Raw genomic sequence first — 19,954 nt, forward strand, 5'->3', positions numbered from 1 at the left:
GGCGGATCTTCCGCCGGAGCCGCTGCAGCCCGAACCGCATGACGGACATCGCCGCCGCGGTCCTCACCCTGGAGAGGCAACGCTGAAAAGGCTCACTGAGCCACCCACTGGCGGGCAAGCCGATTGCCGGAAGGTACTCACCCTGATAATTCGGTAACCACTCAGGGGGCTTGAGGTACTCGGTCTTCTTTCGACGTTCACGCCCGCGCCCCTTGCCTCCGCCCACAATCTGCCGGCTATGGCGAGGTCCGGGCCCCCACTTGACGGACACGAGTGCGGCAAGCTGGCCGGAGGCAAGGCAGGGGAAACGACTTACCGGCCTGTCATGGGCGACTACGCGGCCGTCCTGGTCGACCTCGATCGAGTTGCGGCACTTCAAACACGTGCGGTGGGGCTTTCCGCCGTCCACGAGTACCTCCTTGTTTGCGCTGATGTCTCGGTTGCTGTGTCCTGCCGGTCTCGGCCACCCCGTCGGCTTTCTCAGAGGGACGTTCCGTGTTGGCTCGCCCTGAGGCCCGGATGGGCAGCCCACGGCAACCGCCACCTCGTGCGAGACGACAGACTTGGAGGGTCAGCCGTCCGATTTCTCGGACGTGGGTGGTGTGCTGTCCGCCGGCGATGACCACGACGTCGGGGGCGGGCCGAATGCGCGACGACCGGCTCTCACAGCCATAGTGGCGACGAGGGCGTTGGCGCCACCACCAATCGCGGCGCCGATTCCGAACGGTGCCACTCGGCCGAGAACGATGATTCCCTGCTTGGTCCCGTACTTCGTAACGAAGTTCTTCCCAAGGATCTTGTTGATCTGACGCAACGTCTCAACAGGCACCTTGGCGACGACCTGGCGTCCCCAGTGCTGCCCCGTGCGCTCGGCGACCTTGCCGATGGTGGCGGAGCCGCTACCGCCGAGCATGATTCCCATCACGATCGTTCGACGGCGCTCGATCTCATCGATGGGGACTCCGTGGACCTCCGCGATCGAGAGAGCGAAGAGGGTACTCAGCTCGAGAGACGAGAGAGCTTCGCCTGCCGACAGTGCCAGTGCGACTCCCGTGCCGACGCCGGGAGCGGCTGCCGCTCCTCCGACTGCAGCGCCCGTTCCGGTCAAGGCGCTGACGTACATCCGCTCCAGACCACGGATCACCTCTGCCGGCGTCGCTTCCGTGTTCCGCTGGCGGGCCCGGGCTATGTTCTTGCGCACCAGTGGGCTCTGGACGTTGAGCGCCCTGTCCAGGAGTTGGAGGACTTTCTGCCCAGGTTCGGCTGCTGCCGGATCCGGTTCGTCGAAAGCATCAGTTGCCATGTCTTGAACTCCTTGAATTGTGAGGTTCCAGCTGGGTCTCACGTTCGACCGGCCGCCTCAATGGGGTAGGCACGGGGGCTCGGGAACCGGCTCAGGACACGTTGCCGCGGACGCCCTCGCCGAACAGGCCGTCGGTGTATGTGACGTACTTCGGGGCGAAGGCGCCCTTGCCGGTGATGACGCCGGTGGTCTTCTCGCCCGGGGCCAGGTCCATGACGTCCATCTGGTTCTCGTCCTCACCGAGTTCGGCGTTGTGCTTGGAGCCGTCGGTGTCGGTGATGGAGAAGTACAGCGGGTTGACGTCGATCTTCTCGTCGCTGTTGTTGGTGATGGTGACCTGGACGCTGGTGAAGTCTCCGCCGTCGTGGAGGATGCTCGGCTTGAACGCGGTCTTCTTGGCGGTGATCTGCACCGGCGCCGGTTCGGCGGGCTTCTCTGCCGGCTTGTCGGCGGGCTTGGCGTCCGCCTTGCCGTCGTCCTGCTTCAGCGGCTCCTTCTTCGGCGCCTCCACAGTAGTGGGCTTCTTCGTCTCGCTGCTCGAGTCGCCGCCGCTCGCCAGGGCCCCGATGAAGATGATGAAGACGAAGATGCTGCCGAGGGTGATGAGGACGATGGCCCAGGCTGGCATGCCCTTCTTCGGGGGCGGCGGGGGCTGGTACGGGGCGGGGCCGTGTCCGTAGGGGCCGGGCTGCGCCTGCTGCGTCCACTGCGGCTGCTGGGCGAATGCAGGTGCGGCCGGTTGTTGCTGCGGGTCTCCGTAGCCGGGCTGCGGAGGCTGGTGGTGGGGGCCGGGGTAGGGCTGAGACATGCGAAGGACTCCTCAACGGCAGAGCGGAGGGAAGGGGCAAGGGCTGCGGGGTTCAGCCGAGGGAACCGGAGAAGCCGGCGTTCTGCGCCTCGTCGGCAGTCAGTTGGAGACGGCCCCGGTGGGAGATCTCCACCGAGTAGAAGCGGCTGCCCTTCGGCACATCCGGGACGGACACCTGGAACGTGCACATTTCGAGGATCCCGCCTTCGCCGACCGACTCGTACTCCGAGGAGCCGAGGGAGCCGGTGGCGATGGTGGTGCCTGCCGCGTCGTACACGGTGACGGAGGTGCCGCTGCCGATGTCGTCGTATCCGCCGGTGCCTCGGCAGTTGTCGCCGACCGAGCCGACGCCGTCCGTGAGGGTGAACGTGCCCTCGAGCGTGAACGTGTCGGCACCGGCGGAGACGTTGGCGGTGATGGCCCAGATGGCGCCGACGAGCGCGGCTCCGGCGGCGGCCCCGCCGAGGACATGGCGCAGGGTGCGCGCACGGTCCGGGTTTCCCACGGTGGGGGCGGCCGTTGGCATGGGCGGAACAACGGGCACTGCGGCGGGCTCCGCAGGCTCCTGCCCGGGCACGGGCACGGTGGCGGCCTCGGGTTCGGGCTGCGGGGAGGGTGCGTCGGTCATGGGCTGCCTTGTGTGCGAGTGCGCCGGGAGAATGTGGCCGATCCGTGAAGGCACGGTGGATGAAGTGTGTGGCTCACCGGAAGGGTTGATGATTGCACAATCGCAACCTGGGCATCCAGCGGGGCGCTACGACTTTCGCCCGGCGAAGAGTTCGGGAGCGTCGGCGTCCAGCGGCTCGGCCGGCGTGCCGTCCGGACGTGGCCGCACAGCAGAACGGCCGGTCAGTCGCCAAGAGTGAACGCGAGGCCACCCATGCGCAGTTCGTCCTCGGTCTGCGTGAGGCCGCCGCGATGGGACACCTCGACCGTGTAGAACTTCGATCCCGGGGTGATGTCGTTAATCGTGAACGAGAACTGGCACCCGGCTTCGGTCTTCTCCCCCGGGCCGAGAGAGCCGTGAGCGACCAGAGTCCCGGTCGCATCGGTGATGTTGACCTGAGTGCCGAGGTCGATGTCTGAGTAGCCGCCCGTACCGGAGCACAGGGCGTCGTTGTCGAGCCCCGCACCGACCGAGGGGAGCGTGATCGAGCCGTCCGTCATGAACGGCTCGGGCCCGGCCGTCGTCTCCTCCGCAAGGACGCTGGGAGCTGCCGCGACGTCGGCGGCCTCGTCCGTTCCGCTCCCGAGCAGCAAGGTGGTCAGCCAGCCGGCCCCGACCACCGCGGCACCGATACCCACGCCGAGGAGCAGGACTGTGCTGCGCGACAGCCGCGCCCAGCGGGGCCCCGGCCGGGGCGCGGGCTGGACGGTGAGCACGTGGTCCGGCGTGGCGGGTATCGGCTCGGCAGGTCGCGGTTCGGGTGCCACTTCGGCTTCGGGTGCGGGACTTTCGGAGGTGGCCGGGGGTGGCTGCTCGGGCTCGGACATGGTGAGGGATTCCTTTTCCAAGGTTGACGGGCAGGCCGCCGTGATTGGGGGCGTGCCGACGCCGGCACCTCTCACCGCCGCCTGCGCCGGTAGTCGTCGAGGGCGCCGACGGCCCATCTGCACCCCGCAGCGGACGCGGATGGGCGGCGGGGCGCATGTGCGAGGGGAGAGCGGAGAGCGACGCCCCACGAGAGTTCCTCCTGATTCACGAAGCGTCTGCAGCGGACGGGGGCGATGGACGCTTCCCAAGCTGCACTCTCCGGATCGGTTCGAATGAGGAGAGCCGTGATAACCCCTGTTATCAGCCCGACTCAGTACAGGCATCCGTCATCGCTGTAAGGTTCTGACGACCTGCTGCGAAGCCGGAAACCCAGGGGGGGTCCGCCCCGGCCGCACGCAGGACAAGAAGGGTTCGATCAAGAGGGGGACGGGGCTGTGACCACTGCGCGCGAAGCAACATCGCCCATCGTGCCCGAGATGTCGGCCTGGCGGATCACATACGCCGAAATTGCCTCCCTCGCCCAGGTGAAGCGGCCCGTCCCCACCACCTGGAGCCGCCGGCACCCGGACTTCCCGGCGCCTGTCGCCCACGAGGACGGCCGCCCCCTCTTCGACGCCCGCGCCGTCGTCGACTGGCTTACGACGACAGGCCGCGGCAACGCCGACCCGCGCCGCCTGCGCGCGGAGGTCGCCCTGCACACGCTCGCCGCCTGGCGGGCCCCTGCTCTCCCGGCGTCCGCCCTCGTGGGTGCGCTGACGGCGTTGCTCTGCCTGCGCCAGCAGTACGACTCTCCCGTCGCCGGCCAGGACTGGAACGCCCTCCTGGCCAGGGCCGCCGACCTGGATGCCGAGGACCAGTTCCTGCTGGCCGAGCTGCGCGCCGTACCCGACGCGGACGGTGGGGGCCCTGCGCTTGCCGCCCTCGCGGACGAGCTGACCGAGGCCGCCTACACCCCGGCCGAGGCCTTCGACTGGGTCCTCGAGGCCCGCCGCCGGCTGGGGTCCCACGAGCTGGCCGCCGACGAACCCACCCCGGTACTGGTCCGGGCACTGGCCGCCCTCTCCGGCGTGGACGCCCTCGCCGAGGAGTCCATCGTCGCCACCCCGCACGCCCGCACCGGCGACCTCCTCGCCGCTCTGCATGACCGGGCCGCCGAGGACTCCGGCCACACGTACCTCGCCGCCGACCCGGATCCGGCCCGCGTCCGGCTCGTACGCCGCCGGATGCTCGTGCGGGGGGTGTACGAATTCCACCTCGACGTCATGGAGGGCGCGGACCTGGAGGCCTCCGTCGACGAGTGGGGGTACCCGGACCTGCTGGTCGGCATCCTCCCGTACGAGGCTGCGGAGAGCCGCAGCCCGGCGGCCGCCCTGGAACAGGTCCAGGCGCTCACCGACTACCTCGGCGCCGGTTCCACGGCCGTGGTCCTGGGACCGGCAGACGTCCTCGTAGGCCCGCTGCCCCGGCACGGGGAGGCCGACCGGCTGCGCCGCTCCTTCCTCCACGAGGGCTTGCTGAAGGCCTCGATCAGCCTGCCGGAGGGGGCGTTCCCTTACCGGCCCGGCTACCGCACCGCCCTGTGGGTCCTGGCCCGTACTCCGCAGGAAGAGCTCACCGGCCGGATCATGCTCGCCGACCTCTCCGCACGACCGCTGACCGAGCCGGTACTCGACGCGCTCGCCGAGGACTTCGCCATCTGGCGCTCGTCCGGCTGGCGCGGCGACCGCCGGCATGAGTTCCGCAACGCCGTGATCGTCCCGGTGAAGGAGCTCGACGACCGGCCCGGCAGCGCCTTCGCTCCGAGCCGGCGGCCCGCCGAGGCCCGCTACGCCCGCTCCGTCCTCGAACGCCCGGCCCGCATCAGCGACCTCGAGCAGCGCCTGACGGACCTCCAGAAGCAGGCCGTCCTCCAGGCCGACCTGCGCGCGGCGATGAACATTCAGGCCGTGGCGCGTCCCGAGGACCAACCGGTGCGGCGCACCACGGTCCGCCGGCTCCTCGATGCACGCCGCCTGCGCCGCCGTCCCGGCCACCGCATCGCGCCCGAACACCTCACGGCCGATGGCCACTACCCGGTGCTCGGCCCGGAGGAGATCCTCGGCACCGCGCGGCTCGGCAGCCGCCGGATCGACCGCGGTTTACTCCTCACGGCATACGAGCACGCCCAGTTCACCGAGCCCGGCGACGTCGTCGTCACCGCCAGCCCGCGCTTCGGCGTCCACGTCGACACCGGCGGCCTGTCGGTGGTCGTGGCCCCGGCCCGCATACTGCGCGTCCACCCCGACGCCGATCCGCCGGTCCGACCACGGGTGCTGGCGGCGCTGCTACGGGCGGCGGCCACCGAGTACGCGCGCACCGTCGGGGCCGTACGTGCGCCGCGCAGCATCGAGGATCTGGACATCCCGGACCTTGGGCGGGCGGAGGCGGAACGGTACGACGCCGCGCTCGCCGAGATCGAGAGCCGGGCGGCGCTGCTACGGGAGCAGTCCGCCGCGCTCGACGACCTGGTCCGCATCACGGCCGCCGGCATCGCCGACGGCACCTTGACCATCCAAGACCTGCCCGTGACCGAGAACCACGACGACTGAAGGAGACGGCTCACCCCATGCCTCCCGGCAAGAAGAAGGCCACCGACCAGGCGGAGCTGTTCAGCGCCTCCACCGCCAAGGAGATCCAGGCGATCCTGTGGAAGGCCGCGGACAAGCTGCGCGGCTCCATCGACGCCGCGCAGTACAAGGAGTTCGTCCTCGGCCTGATCTTCCTGAAGTACGTCTCCGACGCCTTCGACGAGCGCCGCGGTGAGCTGGCCGCGGAGCTGGCCGACGACGGCATCACCGAGGAGCGGATGGACGACTTCCTCGAGGACCGTGACGAGTACACCGGGGCGCACGTCTTCTGGGTCCCGGAGACCGCTCGGTGGTCATGGATCGCGGCGAACGCCAAGAGCCAGAGCGTCGGCAAGCTCCTCGACGATGCCATGGACGCGGTCATGCGGGAGAACGCCTCGCTGACCGGTGTCCTCCCGAAGATCTTCAACCGCGACAATGTCGACCAGAAGCGCCTGGCCGAGCTCGTCGACCTCATCAGCGACGCCCGCTTCGGCGGCAGCGAAGGCAAGCCGGCGCAGGACGTACTGGGCGAGGTGTACGAGTACTTCCTCGGCAACTTCGCGCGCGCGGAGGGCAAGCGGGGTGGCGAGTTCTACACGCCTCGGTCCGTCGTCCAACTGATCGTGGAGATCCTGGAGCCGTACGAGGGGCGGGTCTACGACCCGGCGTGCGGCTCGGGAGGCATGTTCGTCCAGGCGAGCAAGTTCATCGAGGCGCACCGGGGGCGCGGCCACAAGGCCGACATCGCGGTCTACGGGCAGGAGCTCAATGAGCGCACCTGGCGTCTGGCCAAGATGAACCTGGCCATCCATGGCATTGACGGCAACCTGGCGGCTCGTTGGGGCGACACCTTCGCCGACGACAAGCACGCCGACCTCAAGGCCGACTTCGTTATGGCCAACCCGCCGTTCAACATCAAGGACTGGGCGCGGGATGAGGGCGACGCGCGGTGGAAGTTCGGGGTGCCGCCGAGGAACAACGCCAACTACGCGTGGCTCCAGCACATGGTCTCCAAGCTCGGCGAGCGGGGCACGGCCGGCATCGTCCTGGCCAACGGTTCCATGAGCTCCCAGACAAGTGGCGAAGGTGACATCCGCCAGGCGATGGTGGAGGCGGATCTGGTGGCCTGCATGGTCGCACTTCCATCCCAGCTCTTCCGCACGACCCAGATCCCGGCCTGCCTGTGGTTCCTGGCCAAGGACAAGACCCCGCAGGGCACGAAGCGCCTGGAGGACCGGCGCGGCGAAATCCTCTTCATCGACGCGCGGAACATGGGCGAGATGGCTGACCGAACCGAGCGCTTCCTGACGAAAGCAGACCTCACGAAGATTGCTGCGAAGTACCACGCGTGGCGAGGTACAGCGTCGGCCCGCGAGGAGGGGCTGACGTACATGGATGAACCCGGGTTCTGCATCTCGGCCGACCTGGAGACGGTGCGCGAGCACGGGTACGTGCTGACGCCGGGTCGCTATGTGGGGTCCGTTGAGGCGCAGGAGGAGAGCCTTGAGGTGGTCGCGACGCGCATCGCCTCGCTGACCAAGGAGCTTCACGAGCTGTTCGATAAGTCGGCGGAGCTGGAGAAGACGGTTCGCCGCCAGTTCATGGGAGTTCGTAATGGCAACTGAGCCCAGCTCCTTTCAAGAGATCCAGCGAATTCCCATCGGCATGGCCAAAGTTCCGGAAGGCTGGAGATGGGCGCACCTGGACTCAGTTTGCTCCGGCGTCTTCGACTGTCCGCATTCAACTCCCAAGTTGACCACCGAGGGTCCCTTTGTGGCCAAAACTCAAGACATCATCACCGGAATCTTCAGGACGGACAAGGCGGCTCACGTCTCTCTCGAAACATATCAAGATCGAATCAGGCGAGCCGAGCCGCAGCGCGGTGATCTTCTATATAGTCGCGAAGGGACATACTTCGGCATCGCCGCCGAGGTTCCGAATGATGTACAAGTCTGCCTCGGCCAAAGAATGGTCCTCATCAGGCCGAATCCAGCGAAGGTCGACTTTCGCTTCCTGCGGTTCTGGCTAAACTCCCCCGCAATGGCAGCGCACGTCCACGGGCACCGGGACGGCTCCGTAGCTGAGCGCCTCAACCTTCCTACCATTCGATCACTGCCGGTCATTCTTCCCGGGGTAGCCGAGCAGGGCGCGATCGCCTCGGTCCTCAGCGCGTTGGATGACAAGATTGTCGTTAACGAGCGCATCGCGGCCACGGCGATGGAGTTGGGTGGGGCAAAGTTTCAGCTCCTCTCCAGCTCGACAAATGAAGAGGGGACCATTGGAGACGTGGTCGACCTTAAGTACGGAAAGTCCCTACCTGCCGCGCGGCGCATCGCTGGCAGCGTGCCTGTATTCGGTAGCGGCGGCATCAGTGGCACCCATAATGAATTCTTGGTCAAGGGTCCTGGAATCATCATCGGTCGCAAGGGAACCGTGGGGGCCATCTACTGGTCGGAGGTTGATTTCTTCCCCATTGACACCACGTTTTACGTTTCCTGCAAGAACAGCAAGACCTCCTTGGAGTACATGTACTTTGCCCTTAGAGGGCTGGGGTTGGAGCACATGAACTCTGACTCCGCCGTCCCAGGCCTCAACCGAGAAAGGGCGCAGTCACTACCGCTGCGGATTCCTGCCTCGGACTTCATGCAGGATTTCACTGCTGAAGCACGCGGTCTCTTTCAGCTGCAGCGCGGCCGCGAAGAGGAGAACCGCGCCCTCGCCGCCCTCCGCGACACCCTCCTCCCTCAGCTCATGTCCGGCCGACTTCGCGTCAAGGACGCCGAGAAGATTGTCGAGGACCACGTATGACGCCCCCCGACGACGACAGACGGAACCACCGCCCCCACGAGTCCGACTGGGAGCTCCTCGCCCTCGATGAGCTGGGCGAACTCGCCTGGCAGCACACCCCCGGCAACGAGTTCGCCCCCGGCTCCGGCCACCGCAAGTCGTGGGACGACCTGATCCTTTACCCGGACCTCCGCGAGGCGGTCGAGCGGCTCAACCCCGACCTGCCGCCGGACGCCGTCCGTGATGCCGTCGCCGCCGCGGCGACCCCAGCGTCGCAGGACACGTACGAGGAGAACCGCACCGCCCACGGGTGCCTGACCGCTGGCATCCGGTCCGTCACGTACACCGATGCCTTCGGCGCCGAGCACAACCCGACCGTCCGCCTCGTCGACCTGGACGACCCCGACGCGAACGTCTACCGCGCCGTCAACCAGGTCACCGTCATCGACGGCGAGAGGAACCGCCGCTTCGACGTCGTCCTCTACGTCAACGGCCTCCCGCTCGCCGTCCTGGAGCTGAAGCGCGCGGGCGACGAGGACGCCACGCTCCAGACGGCGCACTCGCAGATCGCGCGCTACATCAACGAGTTCCCGACCGCCTTCCGCTACAACTCGGTCGTTTTACTCTCCGACGGCATCACGGCGAAGTACGGCACGCCCTTCACCCCGTACGAGCACTTCGCTCCATGGAACACGGACGAGTTCGGCAACCGCGTCGACCCGCTCGACGCCGAGGGGATATGGGACTCGGGCCAGAACCTGGCCGTGCACGGCCTCTTCACCCAGCGGCGCTTCCTCTCTTTCATCAAGTCCTTCATCAACTTCGTCCCCTCGAAGCGGATGAAGCGCATCGCCAAGCCCCACCAGTTCCACGCGGTAGGCCGCGCCGCCGAGGCCGTACGCGAGGCGTCGGCGAGCGACGGGAAGGCCGGCGTCGTCTGGCACACCCAGGGCTCGGGCAAGTCCGAGGAGATGGTCCTCACCACCACCATGGTGATGAAGGACCCTGCCCTGCTGAACCCGACGGTCGTCGTCATCACCGACCGCACGGACCTCGACGACCAGCTGTACTCGACGTTCCTCGAGAGCGAGATCCTCCCCGAGGCGCCGAAGCAGGTCCTCACCCGGGCGGAACTGCGCGAGGAGCTCGCCGCCAAGCGGGTCGGCGGCATCCTCTTCACCACGCTGCAGAAGTTCGGCCGTACCAAGGAGGAGAAGGAATCCGGCGCGGACCACCCGCTGCTCTCCGACCGGCGCAACATCGTGGTCGTCGTCGACGAGGCGCACCGCAGCCACTACGACTCCCTCGACGGCTACGCCCGCCACCTGCGCGACGCGCTCCCGCACGCCACGCTCCTCGCCTTCACCGGCACGCCGATCTCCGAGGCCGACCGCAACACCCGCGAGGTGTTCGGCGACTACATCGACGTCTACGACCTCAAGCGCGCCGCCGACGACGGCGCGACCGTGAAGGTCTACCACGAGAGCCGCGTCATCCAGCTCGTACTGGACAAGGACGTCGACCCGACGAAGATCGACGAGGAGGCCGACCGCATCACCGACGGCCTCGACGACACCGAGCGCCGCCGCGTCGAGCAGGCCGTCGCCACGATGAACGCGATGTACGGCGCGCCCGCCCGCATACGGGATCTCGCCGCGGACCTGGTCGCGCACTGGGAGGGGCGTCGCGAGCGGATGCAGCCGTTCGTCGGCGTCTCCGAGAAGGGCGGCGCGGCCGGCAAGGCGATGGTCGTCTGCGCGACCCGCGAGATCTGCGTCCGTGTCTACGACGCCCTGCGCGAGCTGCGGCCCGAGTTGCACAGCGACGAGATCGACAAGGGCGCGATGAAGATCGTCTTCTCGTCGAACTCGCGCAAAGACCCGGACCACCTGCTCGCCCACGCGCTGAGCGACAGCCGCCGCAAGGCGGTCATCAACCGGGCGAAGGATCCCGACGACGAGCTGGAGCTGCTCATCGTCAACAACATGCTGCTGACCGGCTTCGACGCCCCGCCGGTGCACACCATGTACCTGGACCGGCCGCTGAAGGGCGCCAACCTGATGCAGGCCCTGGCCCGCGTCAACCGCCGCTTCCGCGCCAAGGAGGATGGTCTCCTCGTTGGCTACGCGCCGCTGACCGAGAACCTCCAGCGGGCGATCGCCGAGTACACCGAGGCCGACCAGGAGGACCGCACCCTCGGCCAGGACCTCGACCGGGCGCTGGACGAACTGCGGAACGAGTACGACGTCCTCGCCGATATCCTGCGCGGCTTCAACTGGCGGGCCCGCCTGGACATGCCGTCCAAGACGGCGTTCATCGACGCCGCGATCAAGGCGGCCAACTACCTGCGCGACCCGCGCACCGCGGGCAACGCCCCGGACAAGCTCGACGACCCCCGCCAGACGCTCGGCCGGCGCTTCCGCGAGCACGCCCACCGCCTGGAGCGGTTCTACGCGCTCTCCGGAAGCGCCGCGAACATCGGCGAACGCTTCCCGGACCATCCCTCCTGGCGGCGGGACATCCAGTTCTTCGTCGAGGTCCGCGCCTACATGGCGAAGTACGACGCGATGGACCGCGAGGCGCGCGGTCTGCCCGTCGCCCGCGACGTCGAGCTGTACCTCTCGCAGCTCACCTCCTCGGTCGTCGAGACCGGCGGCGTGACGGACCTGTTCGCCGAGGCCGGCCTGGAGACCGCCGACCTGACGCACCTCAACGACGCGCTCGTCGCGCAGTTGCAGAACAGCGAGACCCCGCACCTGGCGGCGGAGGCCTTGCGGCGGCTGATCGAGCGGAAGATGCGCGAGGTGACACGGCACAACATCGTCCGGCGCACCACGTTCTCGGAGCGGCTGCAGGACCTGATGGTCCGGTACATGCGGCAGCAGTACACGAGCGCGGAGCTCATCGCCAAGCTCGTCGAGATGGCGAAGGAGGTCATGGACGACGCCCGCCGCGGCGAGAAGTTCGAGCCGCCGCTGGACTGGCGCGAACTCGCCTTCTACGACGCGGTGGCCGACCACGGCACGGCGCGCTCGGTGATGGGCGACGAGGTGCTGGCCGGCATCGCCCGCGAGCTGGTCGCGGAAGTCCGCAGCAAGCTCAAGCCGGACTGGATCGCCCGCGAGGCGGTCCGCGCCCGTCTCCGCAGCGCAATCAAGCGCCTCCTGGCCCGCCGCAACTACCCGCCGGACCAGGCACCGGAGGCCATCGCCCTGGTGCTCAAGCAGATGGAGCACTTCGCCAACGAGTGGTCCACGGGCGGCAGGACGGACAGCTGAGGGTCGTATCCGAACTCCCAGTCGGGCTCTCGGTAGAGACTCTCTCTGCCGAGAGCCCGTCATCTGTGGAGGTGCAACGATGCGTGATGACACAGGGCTGACGCCGCGCGGCCTCGAAGCCCGGGGGTTCCGGGGCTTCATCCCGTTCGGGGTGCTGCCTGGTACCGATGTGCCTGACGAGGGTGGCGTCTACGTGGTGCTGCGGCCATCCGTCAGCCCGCCCCGCTTCCTGGCGACCAGTCCTGCGGGACGGCGCAAGCAGCGCGACCCGTCCGTCCCGCCCGAGCGGCTGGCTCTCGAGTGGGTCGAAGGAGCTCCCACCGTCTATATCGGCAAGTCCGCCACTGGAGCCAAGGCGAGACATGGTCTGAGAGGCAGGTTGCGGCAGTACGCCAGGTCAGGAACCGGCTCCTCCGGTCACTGGGGAGGTCGCTTCATCTGGCAGCTCGAGGACTCCTCATCGCTACTGGTCGCCTGGCGCCCCACTCCTGGCTTGGATCCGGCGCACGTCGAGGCCGAACTGATCGACGAGTTCGTCCTCGTCCACAGCAGGCCGCCCTTCGCGAATCTGCGCCGGGGCAGCCGCAGCCGACCCGCGCCCCGCGGCATGGAGAATGACCTTACGCCGCGGCGTCAGACAGCGGCGGCCTGCGCGGAAGAAGAGTGAAGGACCCCGCTCGCCGGTCCGACGGCGGCGGGGCGGAAAGGGAGCCGTGATGGATCAGCAGCACTTCTCGGAGATCGCCTCGTTCCTCGAGGACCGGCTGCGGCCGCTCTTCGACCCGGAGACCGGCAGTGATCACGGCTTCGGGATGGACGACACCTCGCGTGCCCTGCGGGCGTTGCGCGGCGCCGTGTCGAGTGCGGCGGCCGTGAAGGGGATCTGCGAGCAGCGTGCCACGGCCGACGCGGAGTTGGGGCGTGTCATCGATCAGACGCTGGCGCACCACTGGGACCAGTTGGTGGGTCTCGCGCGGCACTGGGAGGACCACCCCGACTTCCGGCCCCTGTTCAAGCGCGGTTCCTGGGACTTCGAGCCCGAGCCGTCCGCGGCGGGTACGCCCGAGGGCTGACAGCGGGCCCGCGACCGGGCGGCACAGCGGTGAGGCCGCGTGTCACGGCCGCCCGCGGCGGGCGAGTGCCGTGCGCAGCCCGGCGTAGGCGACCGCCCTTGTAGCCGCGGCGATCAACAGGTACAGCCACCACAGCGGGATGCCGCCCCGGGGGTGGGAACTGCTGGCCCACGACTACGTACGTGTGTGCTCTGGGGTGAACAGGGCGGCTACTGGGGTGGGGTCGGTGGCCCTGTCCAGGGTGGGAACAGAAGTCTGTCTGTGGAATGCGTGACCTGTGGCGGGTGGTCGTCGTTGGGCGGAGCGGGCAGGTCGGCACGGTAGATCAGGGGGTGCGAGGGATGGGTGGTCTGCGGGAGTTGGCGGCGCCGTTCGTCGCGCTGGGCCCGTCGGGGGTGGCAATTCGTACCCGGTTCAAGCAGCTCACCGCCGGCGATGTGGAAGTGCTGCGCCAGGTGGGCGCGCATCTCGGCGCGCTCGCCGGTCGTGATCTGAAGGCGCGTTGTCGTGACGGGCTGGCCCACGACTCGCAGGCGTGGGCGGTGCGTAAGCGGGAGCTGACGCCGGTGTCGTCGGCCCGGTGGGCGGGCGCGGTCACCAAAGCCACCCACGATCAGTGGGCACTGGCCCGCCGCAACGCCCTCGCCCACATACATTCGTTGGAGGCGGGGGTGCGGACGGTGCGGCACCGGCTGTCACTGCCGGTCGGGCAGAAGGGCACGAGGAAGGCTCCGGCGGGTTACCGCAGTCGGCGGGAGTGGCACGCCAAATCACGCCGCCTGCATGTGCTGGAGGACCGGCTGGCGCGGGAGCGGGCCGCCTGGGAAGCCGGGACCGTGCGGGTGGTGCGGGGCGGCAAGCGCCTGGCCCGCGTGCGACATCACCTGCCCGCCGCCCAGCTCACCGAGAGCCGGTGGCGCGAGCACTGGGAGGCGGCACGCTGGTTCCTGCAGGCGGACGGGGAAAGCGGGAAGCGGTTCGGGAACGAGACTATCCGGATCAGCCCCGACGGTGAGGTCAGCATCAGACTCCCCGCCCCGCTCGCCCATCTGGCCAACGCTCCGCATGGCCGGTACGTCCTCGCCGGGCGGGTGCGGTTCGCGCACCGGGGTGCCGAGTGGGCGGACCGGGTGGCAGCGCATCGGGCCGTGGCCTACCGCATCCACCACGACACCGAACGCGACCGCTGGTACCTGACCGCGTCCTGGCAGATCCCGGCCGCCCCAGCCGTGCCCCTGGAAGCCGCCCTTGCGCAGGGTGTGATCGGGGTCGACATGAACGCCGACCACCTCGCCGCCTGGCGCCTGGACACCCACGGCAACCCATGCGGTGAACCCCGCCGTTTCTTCTACACCCTGACCGGCACCGCCGAGCACCGCGACGCCCAAGTACGGCACGCCCTCACCCGCCTCCTGCACTGGGCCCGATCCTGCGGCGTCAAAGCCGTCGCGGTCGAAGACCTCGACTTCCAGGCCGAGAAAACCAGGGAGAAGCACGGCCGCAGGCGAAGGTTCCGGCAGATCATCTCCGGCATGCCCACCGGCAAACTCCGCGCCCGACTGACCTCCATGGCCGACGCCACCGGCATCACGATCATCGCCGTCGACCCCGCCTACACCTCCAAGTGGGGCGCCCAGCACTGGCAGAAACCCCTCACCAGTACCACCCGTAAGACCAGCCGTCACGATGCCGCGAGCATCGCGATCGGCAGACGCGCCCAAGGGCACCCGGTCCGGCGTCGGACGGCACCGCCCCGCACCCACCAGAGCGATGGATGCGGGCATCGGACCGTCCAGGCCCCACCGGACACCCCAGGGCGTGAGGAACCCCGCCCCCGTATTCCCGGACCACGCACCAGATGCGTGCCACCGGACACGGAGCGAACGCGGGCGACCAGGACACCCAAAACCGTTCGGGACGTCCGCAGTAACCAGGAGTGGGTCCAGGACTCACTCCTGTTCACTGAATAGGAACGGTGAGGACCAGGAGGATGACGAGCGTCCCGAGGGCGACCCGGGTCGCGCCGGCGGACGGCGGCATGGGCTTCGGCGCCGGCTTCGGAGTGTCCATGGCGGGTACCTTCCCCCGCGCGGCCGCTGCGACTCGCGGCGACTCCACAGCCGGCCCCGCCACACAGTTCACCCGGCGTTCGCCCGTCGGACTCGGCCTGCCGCTAGGCATGGCTCGGCACACCGGCCAGAGCCACCTGGAGGCGCAGATGTCACAGACACCGCAGAGTTCTTCCCCCGCCCGCCGTTCCGTCCTGCGCGGCACGGTCGCCGCGTCCGCCGCGCTCGCGCTGCCCGGCGTCGGCCTGGCGGCGGCGCCCGCGTTCGCGCTGTCGGGGCGGCCGCGGGCCGGCTGGGGCGTGCAGAGCGGGGACGTCACCGCCAATTCGGGGCTGGTGTGGGTCCGTTCCGACCGGCCCGCCCGGATGGTCGTGGAGACGTCGGCGACGGAGTCGTTCCGGCGGGCCCGCCGGTGGCGCGGTCCGCTGCTCGGGCCGGGTTCGGACTTCACGGGTACGACGGCGCTGCGCGGGCTGCCCGCCGGCGAGCAGGTGCACTACCGGGTCACGCTCGTGGACCCGGACGACGACCGGCGTACCGGGGAACCGGTGTACGGGACGTTCCGTACCGCGCCCGCCAACCGGCGCCAGGGGGTGCGCTTCCTGTGGTCGGGCGACATCGCCGGACAGGGCTGGGGCATCAACCCGGACATCGGCGGCTACCGCGCGTACGAGGAGATGCGGCGGCTGGACCCGGACTTCTTCCTGTGCAGCGGCGACACGGTGTACGCGGACGGCCCGCTCGTACCGAGCGTGACGCTGCCGGACGGCCGGGTGTGGCGGAACCTGGTCACGGAGGAGAAGTCGAAGGTCGCCGAGACGCTGGACGAGTACCGGGGCACCTTCCGCTACAACCTGTTGGACGAGAACGTCCGCCGGTTCAACGCCCAGGTGCCGACCGTCGTGCAGTGGGACGACCACGAGGTGCGCAACAACTGGTACCCGGGGCAGATCCTGGAGGACGCGCGGTACGCGGAGAAGGACGTGGACGTGCTCGCGCGCCGTTCGATGCAGGCCTTCTCCGAGTACTTCCCCATCGGCTCGCTCCCCGGGCGGCGCGGCGCCGAGGGCCGCATCCACCGGGTGGTGCACCAGGGGCCGCTGCTGGACGTGTTCGTCCTGGACATGCGGACGTTCCGCAACGCCAACTCGCCGAACCGGCAGGCCGACGACGCCCAGGGCATCCTCGGCGCCGAGCAGCTCGCGTGGCTCAAGCGGGAGCTGGCCCGGTCGCGGGCGGTGTGGAAGGTGATTGCCTCCGACATGCCGATCGGTCTCGTGGTGCCGGACGGCTCCGCGAACTTCGAGGCCGTGGCGCAGGGCGACCCGGGGGCGCCGCTCGGGCGTGAGCTGCAGATCGCGGACCTGCTGCGGTACATCAAGCACCGCCGGATCACCGGCACGGTGTGGCTGACGGCGGATGTGCACTACACCGCGGCGCAGCACTACGCGCCGGAGCGGGCCGCGTTCAAGGATTTCGCGCCGTTCTGGGAGTTCGTGTCCGGGCCGCTGGCGGCGGGCGGTTTCCCGGCGAACGCGCTCGATTCGACCTTCGGACCCGACCGGGTGTTCGTCCGGGCGCCGGAGCGGGCGAACGTGTCGCCGATGGAGTCGCCGCAGTACTTCGGCGAGGTCGACATCGACGGCGGCAGCGGCGAGTTGACGGTCCGGCTGCGCGCGGAGGGCGGAACGGTTCTGTTCAGCCGGACGCTTCAGCCGGGGCGCGTCGGCCAGTGACGGAACGGTCCCGGCCGTAGGGGCGGCCGGGGCCCGTGTCGCGCGGAGTGCTCTGACAGCCTTGCACCATGGAAGCGAACACTCCGCGCCAGAAACGGTCAACACCGGCCGATAGCGCTCCAAATCGGCACTTAACCCATCAGTCACAAAGCGTTCGTGATCACGCAACACCAGTCGGTCACAGTGAAGCCATGACAGATGTGACTTCCGCGAAGAACGCCCGCCGTCCGCACCACTGGCGGCGGGACCTCGTCGAACTGGCCGCCATGTTCACCGCCGTAGCCGTCGCCGACACCGTCGCGAAACTCATCGGGCACACGCCCGACGGGCCGTTCCTGCTCGTGGCGTCCGCCGTGACGCTCGCCGCGACGGCCGCGTTCCACACATGGTGGGCACGGCGCCACAGCAACGCACCGCCGGCCGAGGCGACGGCGGACACCGGGACGACGGCAGACAGCGCCGCCGAACCCGGCAAGCCCCGTGAGACCACGCTGTGGCGGATGCGCACCACCGTCCAGGACACCCCCGGCAGCCTCGCCGCGCTGTGCGGCGCGCTGGCCGGGCTCGACGTCGACATCCTCACGCTGCAGACCCACCCGCTGGCCGACGGCACGGTGGACGAGTTCCTGCTGCGCGCACCCGCCTCGCTCCAGGCGCAGGAGCTGGCGCGCGCGGTCGCCGCGGCCGGCGGCAGCGGCACCTGGACCGAGCGGGCCGACGCGCACGACCTCGTGGACACCCCCACGCGAGTGCTGGGCCTGGCCACCCGTACCGCGCTCGACGCGGCGGAACTGCCGCTGGCGCTGCGGCAGTTGCTCGGCCGGTGCACCATCCGCTCCCGTCCGGCCGTCTCGCCGACGGGCCGCCCCACCGGCGAGACGCCGCCGGTCGAGGGGGTCCTGGAGGAGACCGTGATGCGGCTGCGCGACCCGAACGGCGGCGCGATCACCGTCGAGCGTGCCTATCTGCCGTTCACCCCCACCGAGTTCGCCCGTGCGCGTGCCCTGGTCGAGCTGGACGCGCGCCTCGGGCCGCGCGTCCCGCGCAGTCAGGACGTCCTCACCCTCCCCGAGGGCAACGAGATCACCGTGCGCCGCGCGGACCAGGGTGATGTCGACGCGGCGCTCGCCATGCACGAGCGGTGCTCCGGCCGGACGCTCTCTCTGCGCTACCACGGCCCCGTCCAGGACGCGGACCGCTATCTGAACCACCTGCTGAGCCCGCGCTTCGGCCGCACCCTCGCGGTGGAGACGGCCTCGGGGCGGCTGGTCGCCCTGGGCCATCTGCTGTGGGACGGGGACGAGACCGAGGTCGCGCTGCTCGTCGAGGACGCCTGGCAGCGCCGGGGCATCGGCTCGATGATGCTCGAACGCCTGGTGGGGATGGCGGCCGAGGCCGGCTGCGAGCACGTCTACGCCGTCACCCAGGCGTCGAACACCGCGATGGTCGCCGCCATGCGCGGCCTCGGTCTGCCGCTGGACTACCAGATCGAGGAGGGGACCCTGGTGATCACAGCCCGACTGGACGCGGCTGCCGTCCCTCCGCGCTCTCTTCACGAGCGTGCTGAGCAGGCAGGGCGGACCGGTCGGACGCCGCGGACCGGTCGGACCGAGCGCTGAGGGCCTCCGTCAGGTCCCGCCACAGGTCCTCGACGTCCTCCAGCCCGACCGACATCCGCAGCAGACGGTCGCTGACCCCGGCGGAGCGCCGGTCGTCCGCGTCCACGATGCGGTGGCTGATGGACGCCGGGTGCTGGATCAGGGAGTCGACGCTGCCGAGGCTGACCGCCGGCGTGATGAGCCGTACGCCGGCGATCACGTCGTGCGGGTTCCCGTACACCTCGAAGGAGATCATCGCGCCGCCGATGCTCGGGTAGTGGACCCGGGAGACGCGGGGGTCGGTGGCGAGCCTGCGGGCGAGGTCGGCGGCGGTGGTGGAGGCGGCCCTGACCCGTACCGGCAGCGTGGACAGCCCGCGCAGCAGCATGTATCCGGCCATCGGGTGGAGCACGCCGCCGGTCGCGAAGCGCACCTGGCGCAGCGTGCGGGCGAACTCCTCGTCGCAGGCGACGACGCCGCCCATGACGTCGCCGTGGCCGCCGAGGTACTTGGTCGCGCTGTGCATGACCAGCCGCGCGCCCTCCTCGGCGGGGCGCTGGAGCACCGGGGTGGCGAAGGTGTTGTCGACGAGCAGCGGCACCGAGCCGCAGGCGTGCCGTACGGCCTTCAGGTCGACCTCGGCGAGCGTCGGGTTGGCCGGGGTCTCCACCATGACCAGACCCGTGTCGGGCCGCAGGGCGTCCGCGATGCCGGCCGGGTCGGTCCAGGTGACCTCGGTGCCGAGCAGTCCGGCGTTCAGCAGATGGTCGCTGCAGCCGTACAACGGCCGGACGGCGACGACGTGCCGCAGACCCATGCTGGCGCGCGCCAGCAGCACGGCGGTCAGGGCCGCCATGCCGCTGGCGAAGGCGACGGCGCTCTCGGTCCCCTCGAGCTGGGCGAGCGCCGTCTCGAAGCGGGCGGTGGTCGGGTTGTCCAGCCGCGCGTAGACGGGCGGCCCGTCCGGCCGCGCTCCGGTGGTGGCGAACGCGTCGATCCGCGCCGCCTCACCAGCGGCGTCGTGCGACGGGTAGGTGGTCGACAGGTCGAGCGGCGGGGCGTGCACGCCGAGCTCGACAAGGTCCTCGCGTCCGGCGTGCACGGCATCGGTGGCCAGGGCCCGGGTCGCGGGCGTGGCCGAAGCTGCGTTCTCCATGGCCGCACTGTGAACAGCTACCGGGAAGTAGCGGTTCGCCTC

14 protein-coding genes and 1 pseudogene are annotated in these 19,954 nt (G+C 69.6%); 10 read left to right on the forward strand and 5 right to left on the reverse strand.

The annotated features are described in order from the left end of the window. Positions 1-86: pseudogene (locus ACWD01_RS29430) on the forward strand (IS5/IS1182 family transposase); the annotation flags it as partial. A 485-nt stretch (positions 87-571) separates the two neighbouring features. Here the strand turns inward: ACWD01_RS29430 and ACWD01_RS29435 are convergent. The 4 genes from ACWD01_RS29435 to ACWD01_RS29450 form a co-directional block, all read right to left on the reverse strand. Next, positions 572-1,303, reverse strand: coding sequence for a hypothetical protein (locus ACWD01_RS29435; protein ID WP_451165927.1), 732 nt, complete (start codon positions 1,301-1,303; stop codon positions 572-574). A 91-nt stretch (positions 1,304-1,394) separates the two neighbouring features. After that, a complete protein-coding gene (locus ACWD01_RS29440; RefSeq protein WP_451165929.1) occupies positions 1,395-2,111 on the reverse strand; it encodes a DUF4352 domain-containing protein in 717 nt (238 codons plus the stop codon). A 52-nt stretch (positions 2,112-2,163) separates the two neighbouring features. Beyond that, positions 2,164-2,739: a hypothetical protein gene (locus ACWD01_RS29445; protein WP_451165931.1), complete on the reverse strand. Its 576-nt coding sequence runs from the start codon at positions 2,737-2,739 to the stop codon at positions 2,164-2,166. A gap of 221 nt (positions 2,740-2,960) precedes the next feature. Further along, positions 2,961-3,605, reverse strand: coding sequence for a hypothetical protein (locus ACWD01_RS29450; protein ID WP_451165933.1), 645 nt, complete (start codon positions 3,603-3,605; stop codon positions 2,961-2,963). Between the two features lie 435 nt (positions 3,606-4,040). Between ACWD01_RS29450 and ACWD01_RS29455 the strand changes: the two genes are divergently transcribed. The 9 genes from ACWD01_RS29455 to ACWD01_RS29495 all read left to right on the forward strand — a co-directional run bounded on the left by ACWD01_RS29455 (position 4,041) and on the right by ACWD01_RS29495 (position 18,777). Further along, positions 4,041-6,194, forward strand: coding sequence for a hypothetical protein (locus ACWD01_RS29455; RefSeq protein ID WP_451165935.1), 2,154 nt, complete (start codon positions 4,041-4,043; stop codon positions 6,192-6,194). 17 nt (positions 6,195-6,211) lie between these two features. After that, complete coding sequence (locus ACWD01_RS29460) at positions 6,212-7,840, forward strand: class I SAM-dependent DNA methyltransferase (protein WP_451165937.1); 1,629 nt, start codon at positions 6,212-6,214, stop codon at positions 7,838-7,840. Further along, positions 7,830-9,023 carry a restriction endonuclease subunit S gene (locus tag ACWD01_RS29465; RefSeq protein ID WP_451165939.1) on the forward strand — a complete coding sequence of 398 codons (1,194 nt, stop codon included), beginning with the start codon at positions 7,830-7,832 and terminating at the stop codon, positions 9,021-9,023. Before ACWD01_RS29460 ends, ACWD01_RS29465 begins: the two co-directional genes overlap by 11 nt. Beyond that, complete coding sequence (locus ACWD01_RS29470; RefSeq protein WP_451165941.1) at positions 9,020-12,280, forward strand: type I restriction endonuclease subunit R; 3,261 nt, start codon at positions 9,020-9,022, stop codon at positions 12,278-12,280. The genes ACWD01_RS29465 and ACWD01_RS29470 overlap by 4 nt, the downstream gene beginning before the upstream one ends. A 79-nt stretch (positions 12,281-12,359) precedes the next feature. After that, complete coding sequence (locus ACWD01_RS29475; protein WP_451165943.1) at positions 12,360-12,947, forward strand: hypothetical protein; 588 nt, start codon at positions 12,360-12,362, stop codon at positions 12,945-12,947. A 49-nt stretch (positions 12,948-12,996) separates the two neighbouring features. Continuing rightward, positions 12,997-13,353 (forward strand): hypothetical protein, encoded by a 357-nt coding sequence (locus ACWD01_RS29480; protein WP_451165944.1) that lies wholly within the window; start codon positions 12,997-12,999, stop codon positions 13,351-13,353. Positions 13,354-13,694: 341 nt separating this feature from the next. Continuing rightward, the gene (locus tag ACWD01_RS29485; protein ID WP_451165945.1) at positions 13,695-15,323 is read left to right on the forward strand and encodes an IS200/IS605 family accessory protein TnpB-related protein; all 1,629 of its coding nucleotides are present in this window, start codon (positions 13,695-13,697) and stop codon (positions 15,321-15,323) included. A 248-nt stretch (positions 15,324-15,571) separates the two neighbouring features. Beyond that, entirely contained in the window at positions 15,572-17,158 is a 1,587-nt protein-coding gene (locus tag ACWD01_RS29490) for an alkaline phosphatase D family protein (protein ID WP_451165946.1), read from the forward strand. A 191-nt stretch (positions 17,159-17,349) separates the two neighbouring features. Continuing rightward, positions 17,350-18,777, forward strand: coding sequence for a GNAT family N-acetyltransferase (locus ACWD01_RS29495; RefSeq protein ID WP_451165948.1), 1,428 nt, complete (start codon positions 17,350-17,352; stop codon positions 18,775-18,777). Here ACWD01_RS29495 and ACWD01_RS29500 read toward each other — a convergent pair. Next, positions 18,668-19,912 (reverse strand): trans-sulfuration enzyme family protein, encoded by a 1,245-nt coding sequence (locus tag ACWD01_RS29500; protein WP_451165950.1) that lies wholly within the window; start codon positions 19,910-19,912, stop codon positions 18,668-18,670. The genes ACWD01_RS29495 and ACWD01_RS29500 overlap by 110 nt on opposite strands. Positions 19,913-19,954: the final 42 nt, after the last annotated feature.

The sequence above is a fragment of the Streptomyces sp. NPDC002835 genome (genome assembly GCF_053591995.1).